Raw genomic sequence first — 25483 nt, forward strand, 5'->3', positions numbered from 1 at the left:
GCGATGGCCTGAGCCAAACGGGTCGGCTCATCGAGGGAAGCCAGCTGGGCCTTCCAGAAGGCTTCTGCCACGGCGGCGTCCTGGCCTTGCAGCCAGGCAATGTAGTCTCGGTAGTGCGTGGCCTGCGCCTGTGGCGCCGCACCGGCATAGCGCTGCAGCACTTCACCCAGCAGGCGCGAGGTGCTCCAGCCGTCCATGAGGATATGGTGGTTGGTGTAGATCAGCTGGTGGCTGTCATCGCCCGTGCGCACCAGCACCAGGCGCAGCAGTGGCGCTGCGGCCAGGTCGAAGCCGCGCTGACGCTCGCCTTCGGCCAACGCCTGCAAGGCCTGCTCCAGCGCCGGTTGGCCCCGCCAGTCGTGCTCGGTGAAGGGCAGCTCGACGGCCTTGCGCACCACCTGCACCGCATGGTCCAGCTCGCCCTGCATGAGAAAACCGGTACGCAGGATATCGTGGGCATCGAAAGTGGCCTGCCAGGCCTGCTTGAAGCGCTGCACATCCAGCCCCTGCACGTCCACGCGCAGCTGGTTGATGTAGTTGCCGGCCTGCTGGTCGTACAGGGTGTGGAACAGCATGCCCTGCTGCATGGGCGACAGCGGGTACACATCGGCGATCTGCCCGGCGGCCAGCGGCAGGCTGTCCAGTTGCGCCTGGGTCAGCGCGGCCAGCGGGAAATCAGATGGCGTCACACCTTGGTGTTGGGTATTGCAGCAATGCTCGACCAGTTCTGTCAGGGCCTGCCCGTAGGCTTGGGCCAAGCGCTCGATGGTGGCCGGATGGTGAACGTCGGCGCTATAGGTCCACTCCAGGAACAGTTCGCCGCCGTATACCTGGCCTGTGATGCTCAGCCAGTTACCCAGCTGCGCACCGGCACATTGGGTGCGACCTGCCGCTTCACCGCTTGGGGTGAACAGTGCGCTGGCTTCGCTATCAAAGCTGGCGTCGAACTGGCCCAGGTAATTGAAGGTGACACGGGGCTGGGCGGCGCTCGCCAGTTGCTCACGCACCTCGGGGGCGCCAAGGTAGCGCAGCAGGCCATAGCCGATGCCTTTGTCCGGTACTGCGCGCAACTGCTCCTTTACCCGTTTGATCGATTGGCCAAGGTCGTGGCCAGGGGCAAGGCGCATCGGGAACAGGCTGGTGAACCAGCCCACGGTGCGGCTGAGGTCGAGGTCGTCGAACAGGTCTTCGCGACCGTGCCCTTCCAGCTGCACCAGTACGTTGTCCTGGGCACTCCACTGGCACAGCGTGCGCGCCAGTGCAGTCAGCAGCAGGTCGTTGATCTGCGTGCGGTAGGCGGCAGGGGCCTGCTTCAGCAGCTTGGCGGTACGCTCGGCGTCCAGTCGCGTGGCGGCGGTGCGGGCATGGGTGTTGTCCAGGCTGCCCTGTGGGTTGTCCCGCGGAAGTTCGGCGTTGTCGCCGGCCAGCACCTGCTGCCAGTAGCCTTGCTGTGCGTGCAAGGCCGGGCTACTGGCGTGAGCGGCAAGGCGCTCGGCCCAGGTATTCACCGGGCTGGTCTTGGCGGGCAGGCTCAAGGCCTGGCCGTTCAGCAATTGCTGATAGGCCTCCTGCAGGTCTTCCAGGAGGACGCGCCACGACACACCGTCCACCACCAGGTGATGAACCACCAGCAGCAGGCGCTGCTGGCCATCGGCGAAGTCGAACAGTTCGGCACGCAGCAACGGCCCGTGCTCCAGGTTCAGGCTGGACTGCACGTCATTGCCGGCAGCGTCCATGTCGTCCAGCGAGGCCAACGTGTGCTGGCGTAGCAGCGGCGCAGTGTCCAGGGGCTGGAAGCGTGCTTGCCACTGGTCGCTACCTTGGGTAAAGCGCAGGCGCAGGGCATCGTGGTGTTTAACCACCGCGCGCAGGGCCGCTTCCAGTTGCGACACCTGTACCGGGTCGGCCGGTTCGAGCAATACGGACTGGTTCCAGTGCGCAGGCTGGGCAATAGCCATCTCGAAGAAGCGCACCTGGGCGGGCAGCAATGCCGCCTCGCCACTGATACCGGGGTCCACGGGTGCCGATGCGGTGGCAGGTTGCTTGGCCTCGATGCGCTTGGCCACCTGGGCCAGTTGGGCGATGGTCTGTTGCTCGAACAGTTGCTTGGGGGTGATCTTGATACCCTGGCGCTTGGCGCGGGCGATGATCTGCAGGCTGAGGATGGAATCGCCGCCCAGCTCGAAGAAGTTGTCGCTGCTACCCACCTGCTCCAGCTTCAGTACATCGGCCCAAACGGCGGCCAGTTTCTCTTCTATCTCCCCTTCTGGCGCCACATAACCACGGCTCACCGCGCCAGGCACTGGCAACGCTCGCTTGTCCAGTTTGCCGTTGACGGTCAGCGGCAGGCGCTCCAGCAACAGCATCTGTGCCGGCACCATATAGTCCGGCAGGCGTGCTTGCAGTTGCGCCTGCAACTGCTGCACGGTCACACCACCTTCGGCCACGGCGTAGGCCACCAGTTGCAAGCGCTCGGCGTCGCCCTCCAGCGGCAACGCCAGCACCACCGCATCGTTGACGCCCGGCAGGCCAGCCAACACTCGGCCAACTTCGCCCGGCTCCACGCGGTAACCGCGGATTTTAACTTGGTCATCGGCACGGCCAATGAACTCGACCAGGCCATCGGCCGTCAGCCGTGCACGGTCACCCGTGCGATACAGGCGCAAACCGTTCTCGGCCGGCACGAAGCGCTCGGCGGTCAGCGCGGGCTGGCCCAGGTAGCCCTGGGCAACGCCCTGCCCGCCCAGGTACAGCTCACCGGGCACCTGTGCCGCCAGTGGGTTGAGGTAGCCATCCAACACCTGGGCGCAGGCATTGCCCAGCGGGCGACCGACCGGCACCGTACGGCAGCCTGGCACAGGCGGGCCGGGTTCAAAGGTAAGCACACCGACCGTGGTTTCGGTCGGGCCGTAGTGGTTGATTACCCGGCAGCCTGGGCGCAGTTCGCGGACCTTTTCCAGCAAGCTCCAGCTGCATGCCTCGCCCCCCAGGATCAGCGCTTCGGCGGGCAGTACATCAGCACCGCGGGCTGCTTGCAGCAAACCTTGCAAGTGGCTCGGAACAAGCTTCAACACACCCACCTGATGCTGCGTCATGTAGCTGGCGAAGCCATCCGGGTCGAATGCCAGCTCTTGTGGCAACAGATGCAGCAAGCGGCCGGAAGCCAGAGCGCCGAACAGCACGGTATGGCCGAGGTCGGCTGCGGGAGTGGACACCATTGCCATGCTGGCCGAGCCCGGCAGTTGCAGGCGCTCCAGCACGGCCTGGGTGTAGCTGGCCAGCGCGCCGTGGCTGACCACCACGCCTTTCGGCTGGCCGGTCGAACCGGAGGTGTAGATCAGGTAAGCCGGCTGCTCAGGCGCGATGGCCACCTCGACCGGGCTGTCGCTGCAGGTTGCCCAGGCGGTGTGCTCGCAGGCAATCACCTGTACACCTTGCAGGTCGGTGAAACGGTCATCACCGGGTTCGTGCAACAGCACTGAAGCACCACTGTCAGCAATCAGTTGTTGCAGGCGCTCCTGCGGTTGCTGGCCGTCCAGCGGCAGGTAAGCCGCACCGCTCTTGAGCACCGCGAGCAAGGCGCTGACCCACTCGATGGAACGCGGTAAGCACAAGGCTACGATGCTGCCAGCACCCACACCGCGCTGGCGCAGGAAGCTGGCCAGGCGATTGGACGCTGCCTCCAGCCCGGCCTGGGTCATGAACCGCTCACCGGCTCGCACGCCGCCGTGGGCCTGGCCTTGGGCTATGGCCTGGCGCCACAACGCAAGAATGTCACCCTGCGGATAAGACTGCACAGCAGCCGGCAGCGCAGCCACAAGCTCTGGGCAGTCGACGATTACCTGCTGCGGGTCGCGGGTCAGCGCACCCAGCACATGGCGCAATGAGCCAGCCATACGCTCGATGGTGGCCTGCTCGAACAGGTCAGTTGCGTAGGTGAAGTAGCCTTCAATGCCTTCGGCCTTGTCGGAAAAATCGAACGCCAGGTCAAAGCGCGCGTCGCCACCGTCACGGGCAAAACCCTCCACCTCCAGCGTACCCAGCCGCTTGCGTTCGGTGTCGCTGGCGGCCACGTGCTGGTTGATCTTGAACTGGAACAGCGGGTTGTGGGCCAGGTTGCGCTCTGGCAGCAAGGCATCCACCAGGTGCTCGAACGGCAGTTCCTGGTGCGACTGTGCGCCGCCGATCACGTCCTTGACCTGCTCCAGCAGCGCGGCAAAGGTGGCGCGCTCGTCCACCTGCACGCGCAGCACCTGGGTGTTGATGAAGAAGCCGATCAGGCCTTCCAGCTCCTTGCGGTTGCGCCCGGCGTTCGGCGCGCCGATGCGGATATCGGCCTGGCCGCTGTAACGCGACAGCACCACCGCCATGGCCGCCAGCACCAGCACGAACAACGTATGGCCACCCTTGCGCGCCTGGTTGCGCAGGGCTTCGGCCTGTTCGCCGGCAATGTCCACGCGCACCACCGCGCCGCGCTGGCTTGGCGTGGCCGGGCGCTCGAAGTCCAGTGGCAGGCTAAGCACCGGCTGCTCATCGCCCAGCTGTGTCTGCCAATATTCCAGCTGTCGCTGTGCTTCGCCGGCTTCCAGCCAGGCACGCTGCCAGATGGCGTAGTCGGCGTACTGGATCGGCAAGGCCGGCAACTGCGCCTGACGGCCTTCGGCCAGGGCGGTATACAGCTGGATGAACTCCTGCACCAGTACATCGCTCGACCAACCGTCAGAGATGATGTGGTGCATACTCAGCGCCAACACATGCTCCTCTTGCGCCACGCGCAGCAGGGTCACCCGCAGCAGCGGCCCTGTCAGCAGATCGAACGGCTGCTTGAGGGCTGCGTCCACGGCCACGCTCAACGAGGCTTCATCGGGCGGGCCGTCGAGCATCACCCGCTCCAGCGATAGCGGGCAGTGATCGAGAATTTCCTGATGGAACGCCCCCTCATCAGAGGCAAAGCGTGTGCGCAGTGACTCGTGACGCTGCACCAGCGCATCCAGTGCCTGTTGCAGCACCGCCTGGTCCAGCGCGCCTTTCAGGCGCACCGCCATCGGCACGTTGTAGGCCGGGCTGTCAGGCTCCAACTGCCAGAGGAACAGCAGGCGCTGCTGGGCATACGACAGCGGGATGCGCGCCAGGCCCTGGCGTGCGGGCACGATGGGCAGCAGGCGGAAGCTCTGGCCGCTGGCCTGCATCTTTTCCAGGATCTGCTGGCGCTGCTCCACGGGGAGGCCGACGAAACGTTGGGCGATACGTTGTGCTGCAGTGAGTTCCATATCAGGCCTCTGTGAATGCGTTCATCATTTGTTCGATATCGCTCAGGCCGTCGTCGGAAAGCGATAGACCTTGCTCGTCCAGTGCCTGGGCGAACGCGCGCAGTTCGGGGTGGCTGAAGATCAGCCGCAGGGGCACGTCGAGCCCCAGCTCCACGTTGATCCGTGACACCGCCTGAGCGGCCAGCAGGGAGTGGCCGCCCAGCTCGAAGAAGTTGTCGTTCAGGCCCACCCGGGCAACGTTCAACAACTGCGCCCAAAGCGTGGCCAGCTGCTGTTGCCGCTCGGTCTGTGGCGCCTCGTAGTCATGCTGCGGCTGGCTTGGGTCGGGCAGCGGCAGCGCCTTGCGGTCGAGCTTGCCGCTGGGGGTCAGGGGCATGCTTGGCAGGGTCACCAGATAAGACGGGATCATGTAGTCCGGCAGGCTGCCCTTGAGGTACTGCTTCAGCGCCAGGCGCAAGTCACCGCTGTGGCCTTCAACTGGCACGGCATAGGCACACAGTTGTTTGCCAGTGGGCAGGTCGATAGCCAGCACGGTGGCCTCGCGCACGTCCGGGTGCGCCCGCAGGGACTGCTCGATTTCGCCTAGCTCGATGCGAAAACCTCGTACTTTCACCTGATGGTCGACCCGGCCGCGATAGGCCAGCTGGCCGTTCTCGTCGTAGTAGCCGAGGTCGCCAGTGCGGTAAAGGCGGCCACCGCCAACAGGGTCGAACGGGTCGGGGATGAAGCGCTCGGCAGTGAGCGATGGCCGCTGGTGGTAACCGCGTGCAAGGCAGCCTGCACTGCCGATGAACAGCTCACCGGGCACACCCACCGGGGTTGGCGCCAGGCCATCGTCCAGCGCATGCAGGCTGCGGCCTGGCAAGGCTCGGCCGATAGGCACCCCCCCCAGGCTGATCTGCTGCTCGGTCATCACAGAGCAGTCATAGGTGGTGGCGACCACGGTGGCCTCCGTCGGGCCATAGGTGTTCAGCAGGCGCACGGCTGGCGGCCCATCGGCCAGCCAGGCGCGCAGGGCGTCTTCCGGCACTGCCTCGCCACCCACGTGAATCTGCTTCAGTCGGCCATAGGCTTCGGGGCCGCGACGCTCCAGCGCCAACAGGCGCCAGTAGGCGGCAGGCAGGTCGGCCACTGTTACGCCGTGGCGGTTGATTTCATCCAGCAAGGTGGCTGTATCCCACAGCCGCAGGTCGCGCAGCACCACGCAGGCGCCGCAGGCCAGCGGCGGGAAGAACTGCTCGATGAAGCCATCGAAGCTGAAAGTGGCGAACTGCAACACACGGTCGTGCGGGCTCAACCGCGAATAGTCGCCGGCCACCTGGCAGAACACCGACAAGGCATGATGGTCGATGGCCACGCCCTTGGGCATACCGGTGGAACCGGAGGTGTAGATGACGTATGCCAGGTTTTGTGGCGTAACCAGGTTCGGTAGCCGCTCGGCTGGCCAGGCTTGCAACCACTCGCTGCCAGGCTCCAGCACCACGCAAGGCAGCTGCTTGGCCAGCTGCAGGCGCTCACGCGAGGCGGCATCGGCCAGCAGCAAGCCGATTTTGCTGTCCTCGACCATGTAGGCCAGTCGATCCTGCGGGTAGTCTGGGTCCAGCGGCACATACGCGCCTCCGGCCTTGTGAATGGCGATCAGCGCCAAGGCCATGCCCAAGCCACGCTCGACGGCAACGCCGACCAGGCAGTCCGGGCCTACGCCCAGTGCCCGCAGGCGATACGCCAGCTGGTTGCTGCTACGGTCCAGCTCGGCATAGGTCATCTGCTGGTCGTCGAAAATCAGCGCCAAGGCGTCTGGCCGCTCACGTGCCTGACGCTCCAGCAACTGGTGCGCGCACAGGCCGCTGCTGGCTGCTGGCGTCGGGTTCCAGCCATGGGTCAGTTGCTGGCGCTCGGTGCTGCCAAGGAAGTCCAGCTCGGCAACGCAACGCTGCGGTTCGGCGCAGATGGCCTCCAGCAGCGCCTGCCAGTGCCCGGCCATGCGCTCGATACGGGCTGCGTCGAACAGGTCGGTCGAGTAGTTGAACGAAGCCGTCACACCATCGGACCGCTCCAGCGTGTTCAGCGAAATGTCGTACTGCGCGCCCGGCTCCAGCAGGTCCACTTCCTTGACGCTCAGGCCGTGCAGGGCATCGCTGGACACCTGCTCGCCCAAGTCGCGCAGGTGGTTGTACAGCACCTGGAAGAACGGGTTCACGCCCTGGTCCCGGTCGGGGTACAGCGCCTCGGCCACCTCCAGGAACGGCACATCCTTGTTGGCCTGGGCCTGCAAGGTGGTTTCCTTGATCGCGGCCAGCAGCTGCGGGAACGGTTGGCTGCCATCCACGCCAATACGGGCCACCACCACATTGATGAAGAAGCCGATCAGCCCTTCCAGCTCCAGGCGGTTGCGGTTGGTGACCGGTACGCCGATGTTCAGCGTACCCTTGCGGCTGTAGCGCGACAGCACGATGGCGTAAGCCGCCAGGAACACATGGAACAGCGTGGCGTTGGATGTCACCGCCAGTGCCCGCAGGCGCTCGGTCAGGGCCAGCGGCAGGCGCACGTCAAAGCGGCTGCCCTGGTAGCTTTTGACCTGCGGCCGAATGCGATCGGCGGGGAGTTCCAGCACTTCGAAGTCATCTTCAAGGCGGGCCTTCCAATAGTCGATCTGCGCCTGCATCTGCCCTTCGGCAAGCCATTTGCGCTGCCAGGCGGCGAAGTCGGCGTACTGCACCGGTAGCGGCTCGATGGCATGTGTCTGGCCGGTGGCCGCTGCGTTATAGGCAGCAGCGAACTCGCGCACCAGCAGGCTCATCGACCAGCCATCGGAAACGATGTGGTGCAGGGTCAGCGACAGCAGGTGCTCCTGCGCATGCACCTTGAACAGGCGGGCACGCAGCAGCGGGCCGCACTCCAGGTCGAACGGCACGAAGGCTTCGGCTTCCAGCTTGCGCATCTGCGCCGCGTGGTCCTGGCCGCTGAGGTCTTCAAAACCGATGGTCACCGGGGCGGCCGGCAGAATACGCTGCCAAGGCAAGCCTTCGGCCTCGACGAACACCGTGCGCAGCGACTCGTGGCGGGCGACCAAGGCGTCCAGCGCAGCCTGTACCGCCGCACGGTCAAGACTGCCCTGCATGCGCACGGCCATTGGCGTGTTGTAGGCCAGGCTTTCGGGGTTCAGCTTCCAGAACAGCCACTGGCGGTTCTGCGAACGGGACACTGGCAGCCGCTGCTGGCGGTCAAGTATTTCGATCTCCAGGCCTGCGCCCTGCTCGCCTTCGGCCACTGCCTGGGCAAAGGCCTGCAAATCGACGGTGTCGAACAGGGTGCGCAGCGCAAGATCCACGCCCAGTTGCTTGCGCACCCGTGATACGGCCTGGGTGGCCAGCAGCGAGTGGCCGCCGAGGGCGAAGAAGTTATCCGTCAGGCCTACCTGCGGTACCTGCAGGACTTCGGCCCAGATTTGTGCCAGCTGCACTTGCAGCGGGGTTTGCGCCGCCTGGTACGCCACCTGGGTAGCGACCGGCTCTGGCAATGCCTTCAGGTCGACCTTGCCGTTGACGGTGACCGGCATGTGCTCCAGCACCATCACATAGGCAGGCACCATGTGCTCGGGCAACAGGCCTTTGAGGGTGGCGCGGATGGTGTCCTGCCAGGCCATGCTGTCGGCCGGCACCTGTGTGGGCACCAGCCATGCGGCCAGTTGCAGTTGCGGGGCCTGGCCATGAACGCGAACCACCGCGTTGGCGACACCGTCCAGCGTACGCAGCTGGTTTTCGATTTCGGCCAGCTCCACGCGGTAGCCACGGATTTTCACCTGGCCATCCATACGCCCGACAAATTGCAGGTCGCTGCCTTGGCGTACCCAGTCACCGCTGCGGTACAGGCGCTGACCGTGGCTGCCGCCTGGGTCGGGGACAAAGCGCTCGGCAGTGAGCGCCGGGCGGTTCAGGTAACCACGGGCCAAACCGGTGCCGCCGATGTACAGCTCGCCCTTGGCCTTGGTTGGCAGCGGCTGCAGGCAGCGGTCGAGTACCACAACCCGGGTATTGCCCAATGGCTTGCCGAGGCTGGCGTGCTCGTCAAGTTCGGCGACCAGCACGCCGACAGTGGTCTCGGTCGGGCCGTAGTGGTTGAACACCTTCAGTGCCGGATCCAGTTGGCGGATCTTGCCCAGCAGGCCCGGGCTGACGGCCTCGCCACCGAGCACCAGGCACTGCGCAGGCAATGCCGAACGGCCGGCCACCAGCATCGCCTCCAGGTGAGACGGCACGATTTTAAGCGCATCTACCTGATGCTCGGCCAGGTAGGCGGCGAAGCCTTCGGCATCCAGCACCTGCTGGCGTGACAGCATGTGCAGGGTGTGACCACCGCACAGTGCGCTGAACAGCATGGTGTGGCCCAGGTCGGCAGCCGGCGTCGAGACCTGGGCCATGCTGCGGATGCGTTCGACCGGCAGGCGCGCGGCGATGCCATCCACGTAGTTGGCCAGAGCGCCGTGACTGATCGCCACGCCCTTGGGTTGCCCGGTGGTGCCAGAGGTGTAGATCACATAGGCCAGGTTGGCCGGCTCGGGCGCCAGGCGAACGGCACGGACGTTACCCGTCTGCACCCAGTCGATGCGCTGCACGCCATCGGCAAGTTCGGCCTGCCAGCTACCGGGGGCCAGCACCAGGCGCGTGCCGCTGTCGGCCAGCATGTAGTGCAGGCGTTCGGGCGGCTGTTCAGGCTCAAGTGGCAGGTATGCGCCACCGGCCTTGAGCACGCCAAGGATGCTGGCAAGCATGCCAACGCTGCGGTCGGCCAGCACGCCGACCAGCGTGTCCGGCCCTACCCCGGCCTGGTTCAAGCGGCCAGCAATAGCTTCGGCACGGGCATCGAGCTCGACAAAACTGGCTTGCTCGCCCGCGGCCATTACCGCCGTACGTTCGGGGTGACTGCTGGCGACAGCGGCAAAGCGTTGAAGCACCAGCAAGGGTGCCTCGACCGGCTTCGGCTCACTGTGGGCAACGGCCAGGCCCGGCAATGCCAGCTCACCTACAGCACCACCGGTTTCATCGGCCAGCGCTTGCACCAAGGCCAGCCACTGTATGCCCAAGGCTTCGACGGTAGCGGTGTCGAACACATCCGTTGCGTAGGTAAAAGCCGCATGCAACTGCCCGGCGCGTTCGTGGGTGTCCAGCGCCAGGTCGAAGCGGGCGGTGTGCTTTTCCAGCGCGATCGGCGCCAGGGTCAGGCCCGAACGGGTTTCGATGGCCTGCACATCAGCCACTTGCGCCTGGTGGTTGAACAGTACGCGGAACAACGGGCTCTCGGTGCTGCGCGGCAGCTCCAGGGCCTCGACCAACTGCTCGAACGGCAGGTCCTGGTGGCTTTGCGCGCCCAAAGCGGTCTCGCGCACGCGCTGCAGCAGCCCAGTGATGTCCAGCAGCGGGTCGATCTCGGTGTGCAGCACTTGGGTATTGATGAAGCAGCCGATCAGGCCCTGGCCTTCGGCACGGTTGCGGTTGGCGATGGGGACGCCGACGCGGATCGTTGCCTGGCCACTGTAGCGCTGTAATAGCAGCTTGAAGGCAGCCAGCAGGATCATGAACAGGGTGACGTTGTGCTTGCGCGCCACACCGCGCAAGCGCTCGGCGACGTCTGTGGCGATGGGGAACTCGTGGCGTGCGCCCCGGTAGCTGGGCCGGCCCTGGCGTGTGCGGTCCAATGGCAGTTCCAGCGGTGAATGGTCATCACCCAGACGGGCTTGCCAGTAAGCCAGCTGGCGCTCCTGTTCTCCGGCTTCCAGCCAGCTGCGCTGCCACAGGGCATAGTCGCGATACTGGATTGGCAGCGGCTCAAGGGTGGCGTCGGTACCCGCCACGGCGGCGTCGTACAGGCGCAGGAACTCGTCGATCAGCACGTTCATCGACCAACCGTCGGCGACGATATGGTGCAGGGTCAGTAGCAACACGTGATCTTGCGGGTCCAGTTGCAGCAGGCGCACACGCAGCAGCGGGCCGCTGGCCAGGTCAAACGGGGTCAGCGCCTCGGCTTCGGCGATGGACTCGACAGCGGCCTGGCGGGCACTTTCATCCAGTTCGGCCAGGGCATCCTGGCGCAGCTGCAACGGGGCAGCGACCGCATCGACCTGCTGGCGTACGTCATCGCCATCGGCGACGAACCGGGTACGCAGGGTTTCGTGACGGGCGATCAGGGCGTCGAAGGCGTGCTGCAGGGCAGCCAGGTCCAGCGTGCCATGCAAGCGCACAGCCATGGGCAGGTTGTACGCCGCGCCCTGCGGGTCGAGCTGCCAGAGGAACCACATGCGCCGCTGGGCGTACGATAGCTGGTCGCGCTCAGCTACTTCCACACCGGGCGCGATCGGCAGCACGGAAAAGTCCATGCCCTCGCCCTGCAGCGCCTTGAGGAACAGGCGGCGCTTGTCGGGGCTGAGTTCGATGAAGCGGCGGGCGAGCTTGAGCGTTTGATCAGCATTCATGTCGAGCGGTGTCCTGGCAGTCGAGCGGTAACTGTCAGACGAAGGCATGGGGGGCTGATTTAGGGGGGCAGCGGAGAACGGGCTTGCCGAGACTCTAAAAGCTGACGCAATCACTGTGGGAGCGGCTTCAGCCGCGAACACCGGCAAAGCCGGTGCCATTCTCCGCGCTGGATTCTTCGCGGGTGAACCCGCTCCCACAGGTCCTGCATCGTTCCTGAGGACAGTGATAACACTGCAGGAACACGGTACCTCAGAGCCCTTCAGCGCAGCAGTTCGGAATACCCCTCGGCCATCGCTACCACCACCTTGCGCTTGCCGGTAAACGGCGACCGCGCATGCGCCGCGAGCATGTTGTCGAGCATCAGCACATCATTCGCCAGCCAAGGGAAACTGATGGTGCAGTCATCCAGCACCCCGCGTACTTCATCGAGTAGCGAATCTTCGATGGTCGTACCGTCGCCGTAGTACACGTTGCGCGGCAGGTCCTCTTCCTCGACGATGTCCATCAGCGACTCACGCACTTCTGGTTGCAGGTTCGACACATGAAAGAGGTGCGCCTGGTTGAACCACACATTGTCCCCGGTCACGGGGTGGCGCCCCACCACCTGGCAACGCTGGCGGGTGCGCAGCTCGCCGTCGTCCTTCCAGATACACTCGATGGCATGCGCCCGGCAGTAGGCCTCGACCTGGCGCGGGTCTTCGGTGTTGAACACTTGCGACCACTCCACGTCCAGGCCGTTACCGTAGTTGCGCACGTACATCAGCCCTTTCTCTTCCAGACGTTGGCGAATGCGCACCGGCATGCGCCGGTACACCTCCCGGCTGTCGGCAATCGGCGTCTCGCCACCGGTCTCGGCGGGGATCACGCTGTAGAACCAGATCTTCATCGGCCATTCCAGGGTGTAGGCCTGCTCGTTGTGCAGCGGGATGCTCTGGTGCGCGGGGTACTCCGTTGAGGTGTAAACGCCCTTGGTCACGTTGCTGCGTGGCGTGGAGCCAAACTCGTAATTGAGCAGCGGGTGCCCGAAAGAGGCGGCAAACTGACGGAAGGCTTCGGCGCCACCGACCTCGAACCCGCGGAACAGGATGCCGCCCGCCTGCAGCAGGTGCCGGTCCACCAGCGGCTGCAATTCGGCAAAGGCCTCCAGCAGGTCAATCCCCGGCTCCGGTGCGCGCACCAGCAGCGGCAGGTTGCCGCGCGTGGCGTCCAGGGGTTCGATGGCAAAGCTCAGCAGTTCACTCATGTACGGTCACCTCAAGCCAGGGCCGCTTTGGCGGCGTAATCGGGTTTTGCGCCATGGCGGCGCCTGACTAGATGAACGAGCGGGCCAGCGGGAAATTCACCAGGGCAGCACACGCAGGTAAAGCGCAGCCGCGCCGGTTCGTCTGAACGATGTGACCCTTTTATCGCCCAGGAACCGTACATGACTCGCCAGCTTCTGCTCCTCGCCCTGCTTGCCGCGGCCCCTGCCGCCTGGTCGGCGGAGCAATGCGCCGTGGAAATCCATGGCACCGACCAGATGACCTTCGACAAGGCCGCCATCACCGTACCCAAGGCGTGCACCTCGTTCACCGTCACCCTCACCCACCCCGGTGACATGCCAAAGAACGTCATGGGTCACAACTGGGTGCTGAGCACCGCAGCCGACATGCAAGGCGTGCTGGATGACGGCCAGAAGGCCGGCGAGGCGCAGGGCTATGTGAAACCTGGCGACACCCGGGTCATCGCCCACACTCGCCTGATCGGCGGCGGCGAAAAGGACAGCGTCACCCTCGACACCCGGTCGCTGAAGACCGGTACCGACTACAGCTTCTACTGTTCCTTCCCGTTCCACAGCACCTTGATGAAGGGCACCCTGACCCTTGGCAGCTGACCCCGCCCCCACCTCACCAGCGAGATCACGCTTCATGAAAACCTCCTCTCCCGGGGCCATCCGCGAATTGCTGGGCCTGCTCAAACCCTACCGCCCTGCGGTAATCGTGTCGGTGCTGCTGGGCATGCTCGGTGGCCTCGCCGTGACTGCCCTGCTGGCTACCGTCAACCAAGGCCTGCACGCTGACGGCGGCATGAGCCAGGGTGTGATCCTGGCCTTCGCCGGCCTGTGCGTACTGGCCCTGGTCAGCAGCGTGGCGGCCGATAGCGGCACCAACTACGTCGGCCAGAAAGTGATTGCCCGCCTGCGCAAGGACCTGGGTGCCAAAGTGCTGTCGGCGCCGATCGAACAGATCGAGCGCTACCGCACTCACCGCCTGATCCCGGTGCTGACCCGTGACGTCGATACCATCAGCGATTTCGCCTTCGCCTTCGCCCCATTGGCCATCTCGCTGACCACGGTGACCGGCTGCATGGCCTACCTGGCCTGGCTGTCGTGGCCGATCTTCGTCATCACCCTGGTGGCCATCGGCATCGGCAGTGGTGTGCAGTACATCGCCCGGCAAAAAGGCCTGGCCGGCTTCAACGCCGCTCGCGATGCCGAAGACAACCTGCAGAAGCACTACTCGGCCATCGCTGAAGGCGCCAAGGAGCTGCGCATCGACCGCCGCCGCCGCCATGCCATGCTCACCCGTAATATCCAGGGCACCGCCGACTTCATCGCCAACACCCACATCCGTGCCATCAACATCTTCGTGGTGGCCAAGAGCCTGGGTTCGATGCTGTTCTTCGTGGTCATCGGCCTTACCCTGGCCCTTCAATCGCTATGGCCGAGCAACGACCCGGCAGTGATGAGCGGTTTCGTGCTGGTGCTGCTGTACATGAAAGGCCCACTGGAGACGCTGATCGGCAACCTGCCAATCCTTGGCCGCGCCCAGGTGGCTTTCCGCCGCATTGCCGACCTGGCCGAGCGCTTTTCGTCGCCCGAGCCGCACCTGCTGCTGGAGCCGCCGGTCAAGCGTGAAGCCACGGCTACGGCGCACCTGGAACTGCACGACGTCGAATACGCCTACCCGCCAGTGGACGGCAACGAGCCATTTCGCGTGGGGCCGGTGAACCTGAGCATCGAGCCGGGCGAAATCCTGTTCATCGTCGGTGAAAACGGCTGCGGGAAGACCTCGCTGATCAAGCTGCTGCTGGGCCTGTACACCCCGCAGCGCGGCGAAGTGCGCCTGAACGGCAAGGCTGTCGGCCCGGAGGGACTGGACGACTACCGCCAGCTGTTTACCACTGTGTTCGCCGATTACTACCTGTTCGAAGACCTGCCAGAGCACGAGCACAGCCTGCCCAGCGATGCCACACGCTACCTGGAACGGCTGGAGATCGCCCACAAGGTCAGCGTGCGTGATGGCGCCTTTACCACCACCGACCTGTCGACCGGCCAACGCAAGCGCCTGGCGCTGGTCAATGCCTGGCTGGACGGGCGGCCGGTGCTGGTGTTCGATGAATGGGCGGCGGACCAGGACCCGACCTTCCGCCGGGTGTTCTACACCGAGCTGCTGCCGGACCTGAAGCGGTTGGGCAAGACCATCATCGTGATCTCGCATGACGACCGGTATTTCGATACGGCGGACAAGGTGGTGCACCTTAGCCGTGGGAAGATAGTCGAGGCGTTGGAGCCGGCCTGAGAAAAGAGTGGGGGCGTTTGGCGCCCCCATTCGCAGAATCAGAACAACCAGCGATACAACGCGTATGCCACCACCACCGCCAGCACCGGCCGCAGCACGCGGTAGGCCTTGGGGTTGGCGCGCTTGAACTGCTTCACGTGGGTGCTGATTTTATTGCTGAACCGCTTGCTCCAGGCGTACGCCTGGTTGATGCCGCCCACGCGCTCGTCGTCGGTGTTCTGCGGCGCGGTGGCGCGGCCGAGGAAGGCACTGACCTGGCGGTTGATGCGGGTCATCAGCGAGCTGCTCAGCGGGCGCTCGATGTCACAGAACAGGATCACCCGGGTAACGTCGGTCTCGTTCTTGACCCAGTGCACGTAAGTTTCGTCAAACATGACGTCCTCGCCGTCACGCCAGGCGTATTCCTGGCCATCGACGTAGATGCGACAAGCATCGGAGTTCGGCGTGGACAGGCCCAGGTGGTAGCGCAGCGAGCCTGCGAACGGGTCGCGGTGCGGGTTCAGGTGGCTGCCGCCGGGCAGCAGCGCAAACATCGCACCCTTGACGTTGGGGATGCTGCTGACCAGCTCGACAGTGCGCGGGCACAGTGCTTCAGCCGAAGGCAGCGGTTTGTCGTACCACTTCAGGTAAAAACGCTTCCAGCCTTTCTTGAAGAACGAACCGAAGCCGGCGTCGTTGTCCTTTTCGGCGGCGCGGATGTAGCCTTCGTCGAACAGGCGCATGGCCTCTTCGCGGATGTCCTGCCAGTTGTCCTTCAGCACGTCCAGCTCAGGGAAACGCTGACGGTCCAGGTAGGGCTTGGACGGCACACCGGAAAACAGGTACATCAAGGCGTTGTACGGGGCAAACAGCGCCGAATGGTTGACGAACTGGCGCAACACCGGCAGGCGGGCCTTGCCGCGCAGGTGCACGAACAGCACGCTGCCGAAAAACACCAGCAAGACGCCCGCCTTGGCTGCAAAGGAAAAGGTCATGCTTTCACTCCTTGGGGAAGAGCCAGGGCTGCGCCACCTGCTCTCCTGAAAATCATCCTGCCATCATAAACCGATCCCGCCCCGGTAAAAACAACCCGGGCGGGATCGCATTCATGAAGATTTTGCAATAAACCAGGCCGCCGATTGTTGCGCAGGGTCAGCGGCAAGGCCGGTTACTGCTGGTTTTCCTGCTCGCTGAACATGTCGCTGAACAACATGCTCGACAGGTAACGCTCGCCCGAATCGGGCAGGATTACGACGATGGTCTTACCCTGCATTTCCGGTTTTTCGGCCAGGCGCACGGCGGCGGCCATTGCCGCACCACAGGAAATCCCGCAAAGAATGCCCTCCTCCTGCATCAGGCGAATGGCCATGGCCTTGGACTCTTCGTCGGTCACCGTTTCGACCTGGTCGACAATCGACAGGTCGAGGTTTTTTGGCACGAAGCCGGCGCCGATGCCCTGGATCTTGTGCGGGCTGGGCTTGAGTTCTTCGCCGGCCAGGGTCTGGCTGATCAGCGGCGAAGCCACGGGCTCCACAGCCACCGACAGGATGGCCTTGCCCTGGGTGTGCTTGATATAGCGCGACACGCCGGTGATGGTGCCGCCCGTGCCCACGCCCGCCACCAGTACGTCGACGGCACCGTCGGTGTCGTTCCAGATTTCCGGGCCGGTGGTTTTTTCGTGGATGGCCGGGTTGGCCGGGTTTTCGAACTGGCCCGGCAGGAAATACTGGGCCGGGTCGGAGGCGACGATTTCGTTGGCCTTCTCGATGGCACCTTTCATGCCTTTGGCCGGGTCGGTCAGCACCAGTTCGGCACCCAGCGCCTTCAGCACCTTGCGGCGCTCCAGGCTCATGGAGGCTGGCATGGTCAGCATGAGCTTGTAGCCCCGTGCGGCGGCGACGAAGGCCAGGCCGATACCAGTGTTGCCTGAGGTGGGCTCGACGATGGTCATGCCCGGCTTGAGCTTGCCGCTGCTCTCCGCGTCCCAGACCATGTTCGCGCCGATGCGGCATTTGACCGAATAACCCGGGTTGCGCCCTTCGATCTTGGCCAGGATGGTTACGCCACGCGGGGCGATGCGGTTGATCTGCACCAGCGGCGTGTTACCGATGGAATGGGCGTTGTCTGCAAAGATACGGCTCATGGCAGGAGTCCTTGGCATGAAAAACAGCGGGAAAGACCTAAAGGGTAAGCCCCGACCGGTGGCCCGTAAAGCCTGTTCGAACTCGGCTGGGCGTGTTGCGGTCAACCGCACATCCCGCCTTGGAGACGTCCCGATGAGAGCCCGTTATCGCTGGCCGCTGATCGGCCTGGGCAGCCTGGTCGTGCTGCTGGTGGCCCTGCACCTTGCCCTGCCCTACCTGGTGCGCAACTACCTGAACGAAAAACTGGCCGACATGGGCGATTACCGTGGCCAGGTGGCCGATGTGGACCTGGCCTGGTGGCGCGGCGCGTACCAGATCAACGGCCTGAAGATCGTCAAGACCAGCGGCAAGGTGCCGGTACCGTTTCTGGACGCGCCGCTGATCGACCTTTCGGTGAGCTGGCATTCGCTGTGGTACGACAAGGCCGTGGTGGCCGAGGTGACCTTCGTGCGCCCGGAGCTGAACTTCGTCGACGGTGGCAGCAAGCAGGCGTCGCAGACCGGCCGGGGTACCGACTGGCGCCAGCAACTGGAAAAACTGCTGCCCATCACACTCAACGAAGTGCGTATCGACAACGGCGTGCTGACGTTCCGCAACTTCAACTCCAAGCCACCGGTCGACCTGAAGGCCACCCGGCTGAACGCCAACATTCGCAACCTGACCAATGTCCGTGACCCCAAAGGCCGTCGCGATGCGAGTTTTGAAGGTACTGCACTGATCGCGGGCGATGCGAAGGTAGAAAGCCGTGCCACGTTCGACCCGTTCAGTGATTTCGATGACTTCGAATTCAGGCTGCGCGCCACCGGCATTGAGCTGCGCAAACTGAACGACTTCGCCAGCGCCTATGGCAAATTCGACTTCAATGCCGGGCATGGGGACGTGGTCATCGAGGCGCAGGCGGAAAACGGTCGGCTTAACGGCTACATAAAGCCGCTGCTGCGTGACGTCGATGTATTCGACTGGCAACAGGACGTCGAGGAAAAGGACAAGGGCTTCTTCCGCTCGGTGTGGGAAGCGGTGGTGGGGGCGACCGAGACGGTGCTGAAGAACCAGCCGAAAAACCAGTTCGCCACCCGGGTGGAGCTCAGTGGCAGTGTGCGCAAGCAGGATATCAGCGCCTTCGAGGCGTTTTTGCAAATCCTGCGCAACGGGTTTATCCAGGCGTTCAATGCCCGATACGAGCGAGGCGCGCCGGATTCCGACTGAGGCGGCGTGACGGGGCATTCAGGGACTGAATACCCGGTCTGCGTTTCCAGCCGCTCAACCCCGCGTTATAGTCGGTAACAAATCGAAAACAGGTGTTGGGCCTTTCGCGGGCACGCCCGCTCCCACAGGTACCCCACAGCTCCAGGAATGTGTGCAATACCTGTGGGAGCGGGCGTGCCCGCGAAGAGGCCCTGACAGGCATACGGCAGAGGACAGACCCATGAAGTTCGAAGGCACCCGCGACTACGTCGCCACAGACGACCTGAAACTGGCGGTAAACGCGGCCATCACCCTCGAACGCCCGCTGCTGGTCAAGGGCGAGCCCGGCACCGGCAAGACCATGCTTGCCGAGCAGCTGGCGGCCTCGTTCGGCGCGCGGCTGATCACCTGGCACATCAAGTCCACCACCAAGGCCCACCAGGGCCTCTACGAGTACGACGCGGTCAGCCGCCTGCGTGACTCGCAGCTGGGCGTGGACAAGGTGCACGATGTGCGCAATTACCTGAAAAAGGGCAAGCTGTGGGAGGCTTTCGAGGCTGATGAGCGGGTCATCCTGCTGATCGACGAAATCGACAAGGCCGACATCGAGTTCCCCAACGACCTGCTGCAAGAGTTGGACAAGATGGAGTTCTACGTCTACGAAATCGACGAGACCATCAAGGCCAGACAACGCCCGATCATCATTATTACCTCCAACAACGAAAAAGAGCTGCCGGACGCCTTCCTGCGCCGCTGCTTCTTCCACTACATCGCCTTCCCCGACCGCACCACGCTGCAGCAGATCGTCGACGTGCACTACCCGAACATCAGCCAGTCGCTGGTCAGCGAAGCCCTGGATGTGTTCTTCGACGTGCGCAAGGTGCCGGGCCTGAAGAAAAAACCGTCCACCTCCGAGCTGGTCGACTGGCTCAAGCTGCTGATGGCCGACAACATCGGTGAAGCCGTACTGCGCGAGCGCGATCCGACCAAGGCCATCCCGCCGCTGGCCGGCGCGCTGGTAAAAAACGAGCAAGACGTGCAGCTGCTGGAGCGCCTGGCCTTCATGAGCCGGCGCGGCAACCGCTGACAGGAGCCGGGCCATGCTGCTCAACCTGTTCAATGAAATGCGCGCGGCCAAGGTGCCGGTGTCGGTACGCGAGTTGCTGGACCTTCACCAGGCCCTGCAAAAGCATGTGGTGTTCGCCGACATGGAAGAATTCTACTACCTCGCGCGCGCCATCCTGGTGAAGGACGAACGCCATTTCGACAAGTTCGACCGGGCCTTTGCTGCCTACTTCAAAGGCCTGGAAAACCTCGACCGACACATCGAGGCGCTGATCCCCGAAGACTGGTTGCGCAAGGAGTTCGAACGTTCGCTCACGGATGAAGAGCGTGCGCAGATCCAGTCCCTGGGTGGCCTGGACAAGCTGATCGAGGAATTCAAGAAACGCCTTGAGGAGCAAAAGGAACGCCACGCCGGCGGTAACAAGTGGATCGGTACCGGCGGCACCAGCCCGTTCGGCTCGGGTGGTTTCAACCCCGAAGGCATCCGCGTGGGCGAGGCAGGCAAACGCCAGGGCAAGGCGGTAAAGGTGTGGGACCAGCGCGAGTACAAGAACCTCGACGACCAGGTTGAACTGGGCACGCGCAACATCAAGCTGGCCCTGCGCCGGCTGCGCAAGTTCGCCCGGGAAGGCGCCGCCGAAGAGCTGGATATCGACGGCACCATCGACCATACCGCGCGGGACGCCGGCTTGCTGAACATCCAGATGCGCCCCGAGCGGCGCAATACGGTAAAGCTGCTGTTGCTGTTCGACATCGGCGGCTCGATGGACGCCCACATCAAGGTTTGCGAAGAGCTGTTCTCGGCCTGCAAGACCGAGTTCAAGCACCTGGAGTACTACTACTTCCACAACTGCGTGTACGAGTCGGTGTGGAAGAACAACCTGCGCCGCACCTCGGAGCGCTATTCCACCTTCGACCTGCTGCACAAGTATGGCGACGACTACAAAGTGGTGTTCGTCGGCGATGCGGCCATGGCGCCCTACGAAATCACCCAGCCGGGCGGCAGCGTGGAGCACTGGAACGAAGAGGCCGGGTATGTGTGGCTGCAGCGCTTCATGGAGAAGTTCAAGAAGGTGATCTGGATCAACCCGTACCCCAAGCAGGCCTGGGACTACACCGCATCGACCCATCTGGTGCGCGACCTGATCGAGGACAAGATGTACCCGCTGACCTTGCAGGGGCTGGAAGAAGGGATGCGCTACCTGTCCAAGTGATGTTGCCGGTGCCGGCCTTTTCGCGGGTTCGCCCGCTCCCACAGGTGCACCACAGCCCCTGAGGTTTGTGGAATACCTGTGGGAGCGGGCAAGCCCGCGAAAGGGCCAGCAGCCTTACAACCAACGGCCCAGGTAAACCTGATGCTCCCGCCAGGCCTCATCCTGCACCACCGCCCTGAACCGCACCACCGCCCCCGGCATGCACTGCGCCAGTTGCGCCAGCGCCAACAGTGTCAACGCCCCCAGCCGCGGATACCCGCCAATGGTCTGGCGATCATTGAGCAACACAATCGGCTGCCCATCCGGCGGCACCTGCACCGCCCCCAGCGGTATCCCTTCAGAAATCATCGGCGCCCCCTGGTAAACCAGCTGCGGCCCCAACAGGCGAATGCCCATGCGGTCAGCCCGGCTGTCCAGCGTCCACTCCCGGTTGAAGGCTTCGAACAGGCTGGTACCACTGAAGTCACCGATCTGTGCGCCCATCACCAGGTCGAGCACAGGCTTTTCTGCGTACTGCGGGCGCAGCGCTTGCGGCACCTCGCGCAGGGTTGTATCGCTACCGGTAAACGCTAACGCCTGGCCTTTAGCCAGCGCCGCACCCTGGCCACCGATGCCACCCAGTGCTTCACGTACCACCGTGGCACAACTGCCCAGTACATCTTCGCCCAGGAACCCGCCCGGTGCCGCCAGATAAGCCCGCACGCCCTGCTTTGGCTGCTTCAGGGTCAAGCGCTGGCCCTTGCCCAGGGCAAAGCTGCGCCAGGGCGCGACAGGCTGGTCATCGACTCGGGCATCCAGGTCGGCACCGGCCAGGGCCAGCACGCAATCCTGTTCGGCCACCACGCCAAAGCCACCCAGCGCCACCTCGACCACCGGGGCCCCCAACGGGTTGCCCAGCAGCCAGTTGGCCCAGTGCATGGCCACCCAGTCCAGCGCGCCGCCCTGGGTCACGCCCAGGTGACGCACGCCAAAGCGGCCAGCATCCTGCAACTGGCACAGCGGCGTGCTGGCCTCGATCTTCAATTGCTTCATCCTTGTGCCTCCACATCGCCGCCCAACGCCAAGAACTCGCTGCGCGAAACCGGCACGAAACGCACCCGGTCGCCGGGCTGCAACAGGCTGTAGCCGTCACGCTCACGGTCGAACAGGCGCACCGGCGTGCGCCCGATCAGGTTCCAGCCACCCGGCGATACCGCCGGATACGCCGCCGTCTGGCGCTCGGCGATGCCCACGCTACCCGCCGCCACCCGCTTGCGCGGGGTGCTCAGGCGGGGGCTGGCCAGGCGTTCGTCGACCAGGCCCATGAAACCGAAACCGGGGGCGAAGCCCAGGGCGAACACGGGATAATCACGTTCGCTGTGCAAGCGCACAACCTCGGTTTCACTCAACCCGCTGCGGGCCGCCAGCACAGGCAGTTCAGGGCCCACGCTGGCGTCGTACCACACCGGGATCTCGTGGCGCCGACTACCGCTGCCGGTGTCTGGCTGCAAACCCTCCAGCGCCTGGTTGATCAGCGCCCTCGCCTCGCCTGGCGGCAGGTCGAACTGCACCATCAGCGTGGTGTAGGACGGCACCAGGTCCAGCAGGTGCTCGCCGAACACGGCGCTCAGGCGCTGGCTAGCGGCGAGCATCCACGGCATGTTGGCCTCGTCGATACGGTCGAACAGGCGCACCATCAGGCTGTCGATGGCCACCACTTCGATACGCGCTTTCATTGCGGCTCCAGCGCGTCGAAGGCCTGGCGTATCTGCCGCACCGCCGCCACCGAACTGTCGTTGTCGCCATGCACGCAAAGGGTGCTGGCCTGCAGGCGCAGGGCGCTGCCATCGTCCGCCACCAGCGTATCGCCTCGGGCCAGACGCACGGCCTGCTCCACCACCAGCACCGGGTCGTGATGCACCGCGCCAGGCAAACGGCGCGACACCAGGTGGCCGCTGGCAGTGTAGGCGCGGTCGGCGAACGCCTCGAACCACAGCGGCACGCCAATTTCATCGCCCAGGGCCTGGGCGGCGCGGTTGTCGGCGGTGGCCATCAGCATCAGAGGCAGGTTGCCGTCGTAGGCCGCCACAGCTTCCAGCACGGTGCGCAGCTTGAGCGGGTCGGCCATCATCTCGTTGTACAGCGCGCCATGGGGCTTCACATAAGCCACGCGGCCACCCAGCACTTTGCAGATGCCGTCCAGCGCACCAATCTGGTAGTGCAGCAGGTCGCGGATTTCCTCGGGGCTGCAGGCCATGGAGCGGCGGCCGAAGCCGACCAGGTCCGGGTAGGCGGGGTGCGCGCCGACAGTCACGCCATGCTCCAGCGCCAAGGCCACGGTGCGGCGCATGATGCCGGGGTCGCCGGCGTGGTAGCCACAGGCAATGTTGGCGCAATCGATGTAGGGCATTACCTCGGCATCCAGGCCCATGCGCCAGCTGCCGAAACTCTCGCCCATGTCGCAATTGAGTAGCAGGCGTTCCACCACGCGGTCTCCCTTGTTGTTCATAGGCCTACCTTACCGCGCCTGCAGCTGTTTGCCGCGTGTTTCCTGCAGGCTCAAGGCCGCCGCAGGGGGCAGCGGAGTGCTGGGTCTAACCGATTTCAACCGCCCCACTTCTCACAGGCTGACTCGGCCCTTGTAGGAGCGGCCTTGTGCCGCGAAAGGGCTGCACAGCAGCCCCCAGGGGTTCAGCAGCGATGCACAAATTGCTGGGGCTGCGTACAAACTGATTTAGTAAGGCGTCAGCGCCAGCTTTCTTTCACCGCCCTGCGCCGCCCGCCCAGGATCACCCAGCCAAGCCCCAGCACCAGGCTTTCGACCACGAAGGCCAGCACAAACCCCGCGCCTACACCCCAGCCAATCGCCTCGGGCACCAGCAGGATCTGGTAGCTGTAACCATTGAGCGTTTCTTCGCGCAGCTGCGGGTCGGCCTGCACCAGCACATGCCAGGTACGCTGGGCCCAAGGCCCTTGCAGCGCCTGCCATTCGTTTTCCAGCAGTTGGTTGCGGATCATCAGGCTTTCGATGCTGTTGGCATCACTGTTGAACACCGGGTCGTCACTGCTGCGGTAATGCTGCAGCAACGCCTGCAAGTCGCCCTTGAAGAAGCGCTCGGCCGTTTGCCGGAACCCATCAAGCGCCTCGCGCGATTCGAACAGGTGCGCCTCCACCCGCTGGCTATAGTCCTTGACCAGCCCCGGGACCTGGATACCGGCCAGCAGGCCGAAGGTGAACAGCAGCAACCGCAGGTAACTTCTGAACATGCAGCGTCCTTAGCTCTGGCCGTGCGCCACGCACTCGCCGTGCCGCCACAGGGCCCATTGACCCGGCTCGTAGCGGTGCCAGGTCTCGTTCTCGGTCAGGGCCTCGGTGGCAATCACCGTGACCACGTCGTTGGGGGTGGTTTCGGTATGAAAATCGACGATAAGGTCGACATCCTTCAACCGCGCGGCACCAAACGGCGCACGGCGGGTAATGTGCACCAGCTTGGTCGAGCAGAAGCAGAACAGCCAGTCGCCGTCGCTGAGCATGCAGTTGAATACGCCCAGGCCACGGTAGCCGGCACAAGCTTCGACCAGCACCGGTAGCAGCTGTTCCACCGGCACCGGCTCGGGGAAGGCACTGCGGATGCGGTTGAGCAGGTCGCAGAAAGCCGCTTCGCTGTCGGTGTCGCCCACCGGCCGGTAGAAGCTGGCCAGGCCCTTGAAGTCGCCCAATTGCCCGTTGTGCGCGAAGCACCAGTTGCGGCCCCACATTTCCCGCACGAACGGGTGGGTGTTGGACAGGCAGACCTTGCCGACGTTGGCCTGACGGATATGGCCAATTACCACTTCGCTCTTGATCGGGTAGCGCTGCACCAGGTTGGCCACTTCCGACTCGCTGCTCGCGGCCGGGTCCTGGAACAGGCGCAGGCCACGGCCTTCGTAGAAGCCGATGCCCCAGCCATCACGGTGCGGGCCGGTACGGCCACCGCGCTGCATCAGGCCGGTGAAGCTGAAAACGATGTCGGTGGGGACGTTGGCACTCATGCCCAGCAGTTCGCACACTGGCGTGTCTCCTCCGTTTACAGACGGGGCTCGACCCGGCCATTGCCGCGGGGTGCGGCAGGGCGTGGGTCGTCGCGGTAACGGTCGCCGCGCTCGGCGGCCAAGGGGGCTTGCCCGCCGACCTGGTTATCCTCGTCCGCCTGGCGCTTGGCGGCGTCCTCGGCTTGCGCACGGCGCTCGCGGGCGCGCTTTTCCAGCGGCCAGCGCAGCAGCACGAAGAGGAAATACAGGCCGAAGGCAATCATGCCGTACATGGCGAAGTCGGACACCGCACGCCAGGCGTTGTTGCCGACCTTGAAGGCGACATCCAGGGCGGTGATGGCGATGGCCGGGGCGAAGCTGTCCTTGACCGGGTCGACCACGGTCGGGGTCAGCAGCAGCACGGCCAGCACCACCCGCAGCGGTTCGCGCAGCCAGCGCCACATCCAGCTGGTGACCTTGAAGGCCACCAGCAGGCAGCCCAGGGCGGCCACGGCGTACAGGCCCCAGGCGAAGGTGTAGTCGTTCTCGGTCATGGTGTTCGTGCAAGCCAGGCAAAGAGATGCCTATGATAAACACTTTTCCGGG

The 25483-nt window shown here is 64.5% G+C and carries 16 protein-coding genes; 5 read left to right on the forward strand and 11 right to left on the reverse strand.

What is annotated here, in order from left to right; all coding sequences use genetic code 11:
* The 3 genes from SB765_RS23510 to SB765_RS23520 form a co-directional block, all read right to left on the reverse strand.
* The coding region (locus SB765_RS23510; protein WP_410932018.1) for an amino acid adenylation domain-containing protein at window positions 1-5270 on the reverse strand (5270 nt) is incomplete at its 3' end.
* A gap of 1 nt (window position 5271) precedes the next feature.
* The gene (locus SB765_RS23515) at window positions 5272-11739 is read right to left on the reverse strand and encodes an amino acid adenylation domain-containing protein (protein ID WP_410932019.1); all 6468 of its coding nucleotides are present in this window, start codon (window positions 11737-11739) and stop codon (window positions 5272-5274) included.
* Window positions 11740-11999: 260 nt separating this feature from the next.
* Window positions 12000-12983, reverse strand: coding sequence for a TauD/TfdA family dioxygenase (locus SB765_RS23520; protein ID WP_410932020.1), 984 nt, complete (start codon window positions 12981-12983; stop codon window positions 12000-12002).
* Between the two features lie 180 nt (window positions 12984-13163).
* Between SB765_RS23520 and azu the strand changes: the two genes are divergently transcribed.
* Complete coding sequence (gene azu / locus SB765_RS23525) at window positions 13164-13613, forward strand: azurin (RefSeq protein WP_341796518.1); 450 nt, start codon at window positions 13164-13166, stop codon at window positions 13611-13613.
* A gap of 34 nt (window positions 13614-13647) precedes the next feature.
* Complete coding sequence (locus tag SB765_RS23530; protein WP_410932021.1) at window positions 13648-15300, forward strand: cyclic peptide export ABC transporter; 1653 nt, start codon at window positions 13648-13650, stop codon at window positions 15298-15300.
* 38 nt (window positions 15301-15338) lie between these two features.
* On the opposite strand, the gene SB765_RS23535 is transcribed toward SB765_RS23530, so the two are convergent.
* Together SB765_RS23535 and cysK are read right to left on the reverse strand one after the other, a co-directional pair.
* Complete coding sequence (locus SB765_RS23535) at window positions 15339-16274, reverse strand: aspartyl/asparaginyl beta-hydroxylase domain-containing protein (RefSeq protein WP_341796520.1); 936 nt, start codon at window positions 16272-16274, stop codon at window positions 15339-15341.
* Window positions 16275-16447: 173 nt separating this feature from the next.
* Window positions 16448-17422 (reverse strand): cysteine synthase A, encoded by a 975-nt coding sequence (gene cysK / locus SB765_RS23540; RefSeq protein ID WP_013973746.1) that lies wholly within the window; start codon window positions 17420-17422, stop codon window positions 16448-16450.
* A 133-nt stretch (window positions 17423-17555) separates the two neighbouring features.
* Here cysK and SB765_RS23545 point away from each other — a divergent pair, with 133 nt between their 5' ends.
* The 3 genes from SB765_RS23545 to SB765_RS23555 all read left to right on the forward strand — a co-directional run bounded on the left by SB765_RS23545 (window position 17556) and on the right by SB765_RS23555 (window position 20887).
* Entirely contained in the window at window positions 17556-18629 is a 1074-nt protein-coding gene (locus SB765_RS23545) for a DUF748 domain-containing protein (RefSeq protein ID WP_019473480.1), read from the forward strand.
* A gap of 220 nt (window positions 18630-18849) precedes the next feature.
* Window positions 18850-19695, forward strand: coding sequence for an AAA family ATPase (locus SB765_RS23550; RefSeq protein WP_016488585.1), 846 nt, complete (start codon window positions 18850-18852; stop codon window positions 19693-19695).
* Between the two features lie 13 nt (window positions 19696-19708).
* Window positions 19709-20887 carry a vWA domain-containing protein gene (locus SB765_RS23555; protein ID WP_410932022.1) on the forward strand — a complete coding sequence of 393 codons (1179 nt, stop codon included), beginning with the start codon at window positions 19709-19711 and terminating at the stop codon, window positions 20885-20887.
* 114 nt (window positions 20888-21001) lie between these two features.
* Here SB765_RS23555 and SB765_RS23560 read toward each other — a convergent pair whose 3' ends face one another.
* From SB765_RS23560 to SB765_RS23585, 6 genes are all read right to left on the reverse strand, one after another.
* Complete coding sequence (locus SB765_RS23560) at window positions 21002-21919, reverse strand: biotin-dependent carboxyltransferase family protein (RefSeq protein ID WP_410932023.1); 918 nt, start codon at window positions 21917-21919, stop codon at window positions 21002-21004.
* Window positions 21916-22602 carry a 5-oxoprolinase subunit PxpB gene (gene pxpB, locus SB765_RS23565; protein ID WP_341796522.1) on the reverse strand — a complete coding sequence of 229 codons (687 nt, stop codon included), beginning with the start codon at window positions 22600-22602 and terminating at the stop codon, window positions 21916-21918. The genes SB765_RS23560 and pxpB overlap by 4 nt, the downstream gene beginning before the upstream one ends.
* On the reverse strand, window positions 22599-23375 hold the full coding sequence (locus SB765_RS23570) for a 5-oxoprolinase subunit PxpA (RefSeq protein WP_410932024.1): 777 nt from the start codon (window positions 23373-23375) through the stop codon (window positions 22599-22601). Before SB765_RS23570 ends, pxpB begins: the two co-directional genes overlap by 4 nt.
* A 236-nt stretch (window positions 23376-23611) precedes the next feature.
* Window positions 23612-24133, reverse strand: a complete 522-nt coding sequence (locus tag SB765_RS23575) for a DUF2937 family protein (protein WP_341796524.1) — start codon at window positions 24131-24133, stop codon at window positions 23612-23614.
* A gap of 9 nt (window positions 24134-24142) precedes the next feature.
* A complete protein-coding gene (locus SB765_RS23580) occupies window positions 24143-24916 on the reverse strand; it encodes a class II glutamine amidotransferase (protein WP_086974630.1) in 774 nt (257 codons plus the stop codon).
* A 17-nt stretch (window positions 24917-24933) separates the two neighbouring features.
* Complete coding sequence (locus SB765_RS23585; RefSeq protein ID WP_341796525.1) at window positions 24934-25431, reverse strand: MFS transporter; 498 nt, start codon at window positions 25429-25431, stop codon at window positions 24934-24936.
* Window positions 25432-25483 lie beyond the last annotated feature (52 nt).

The sequence above is a fragment of the Pseudomonas sp. SIMBA_067 genome (genome assembly GCF_046534675.1).
In the GTDB taxonomy this organism is placed as follows: Bacteria; Pseudomonadota; Gammaproteobacteria; order Pseudomonadales; family Pseudomonadaceae; genus Aquipseudomonas; species Aquipseudomonas putida.

Coding starts and splice junctions, on each gene's coding strand:
- SB765_RS23515 (WP_410932019.1), bottom strand. CDS start 11,739: ATGAATGCTGATCAAACGCTCAAGCTCGCCCGCCGCTTCATCGAACTC.
- SB765_RS23520 (WP_410932020.1), bottom strand. CDS start 12,983: ATGAGTGAACTGCTGAGCTTTGCCATCGAACCCCTGGACGCCACGCGC.
- azu (WP_341796518.1), top strand. CDS start 13,164: ATGACTCGCCAGCTTCTGCTCCTCGCCCTGCTTGCCGCGGCCCCTGCC.
- SB765_RS23530 (WP_410932021.1), top strand. CDS start 13,648: ATGAAAACCTCCTCTCCCGGGGCCATCCGCGAATTGCTGGGCCTGCTC.
- SB765_RS23535 (WP_341796520.1), bottom strand. CDS start 16,274: ATGACCTTTTCCTTTGCAGCCAAGGCGGGCGTCTTGCTGGTGTTTTTC.
- cysK (WP_013973746.1), bottom strand. CDS start 17,422: ATGAGCCGTATCTTTGCAGACAACGCCCATTCCATCGGTAACACGCCG.
- SB765_RS23545 (WP_019473480.1), top strand. CDS start 17,556: ATGAGAGCCCGTTATCGCTGGCCGCTGATCGGCCTGGGCAGCCTGGTC.
- SB765_RS23550 (WP_016488585.1), top strand. CDS start 18,850: ATGAAGTTCGAAGGCACCCGCGACTACGTCGCCACAGACGACCTGAAA.
- SB765_RS23555 (WP_410932022.1), top strand. CDS start 19,709: ATGCTGCTCAACCTGTTCAATGAAATGCGCGCGGCCAAGGTGCCGGTG.
- SB765_RS23560 (WP_410932023.1), bottom strand. CDS start 21,919: ATGAAGCAATTGAAGATCGAGGCCAGCACGCCGCTGTGCCAGTTGCAG.
- pxpB (WP_341796522.1), bottom strand. CDS start 22,602: ATGAAAGCGCGTATCGAAGTGGTGGCCATCGACAGCCTGATGGTGCGC.
- SB765_RS23570 (WP_410932024.1), bottom strand. CDS start 23,375: ATGAACAACAAGGGAGACCGCGTGGTGGAACGCCTGCTACTCAATTGC.
- SB765_RS23575 (WP_341796524.1), bottom strand. CDS start 24,133: ATGTTCAGAAGTTACCTGCGGTTGCTGCTGTTCACCTTCGGCCTGCTG.
- SB765_RS23585 (WP_341796525.1), bottom strand. CDS start 25,431: ATGACCGAGAACGACTACACCTTCGCCTGGGGCCTGTACGCCGTGGCC.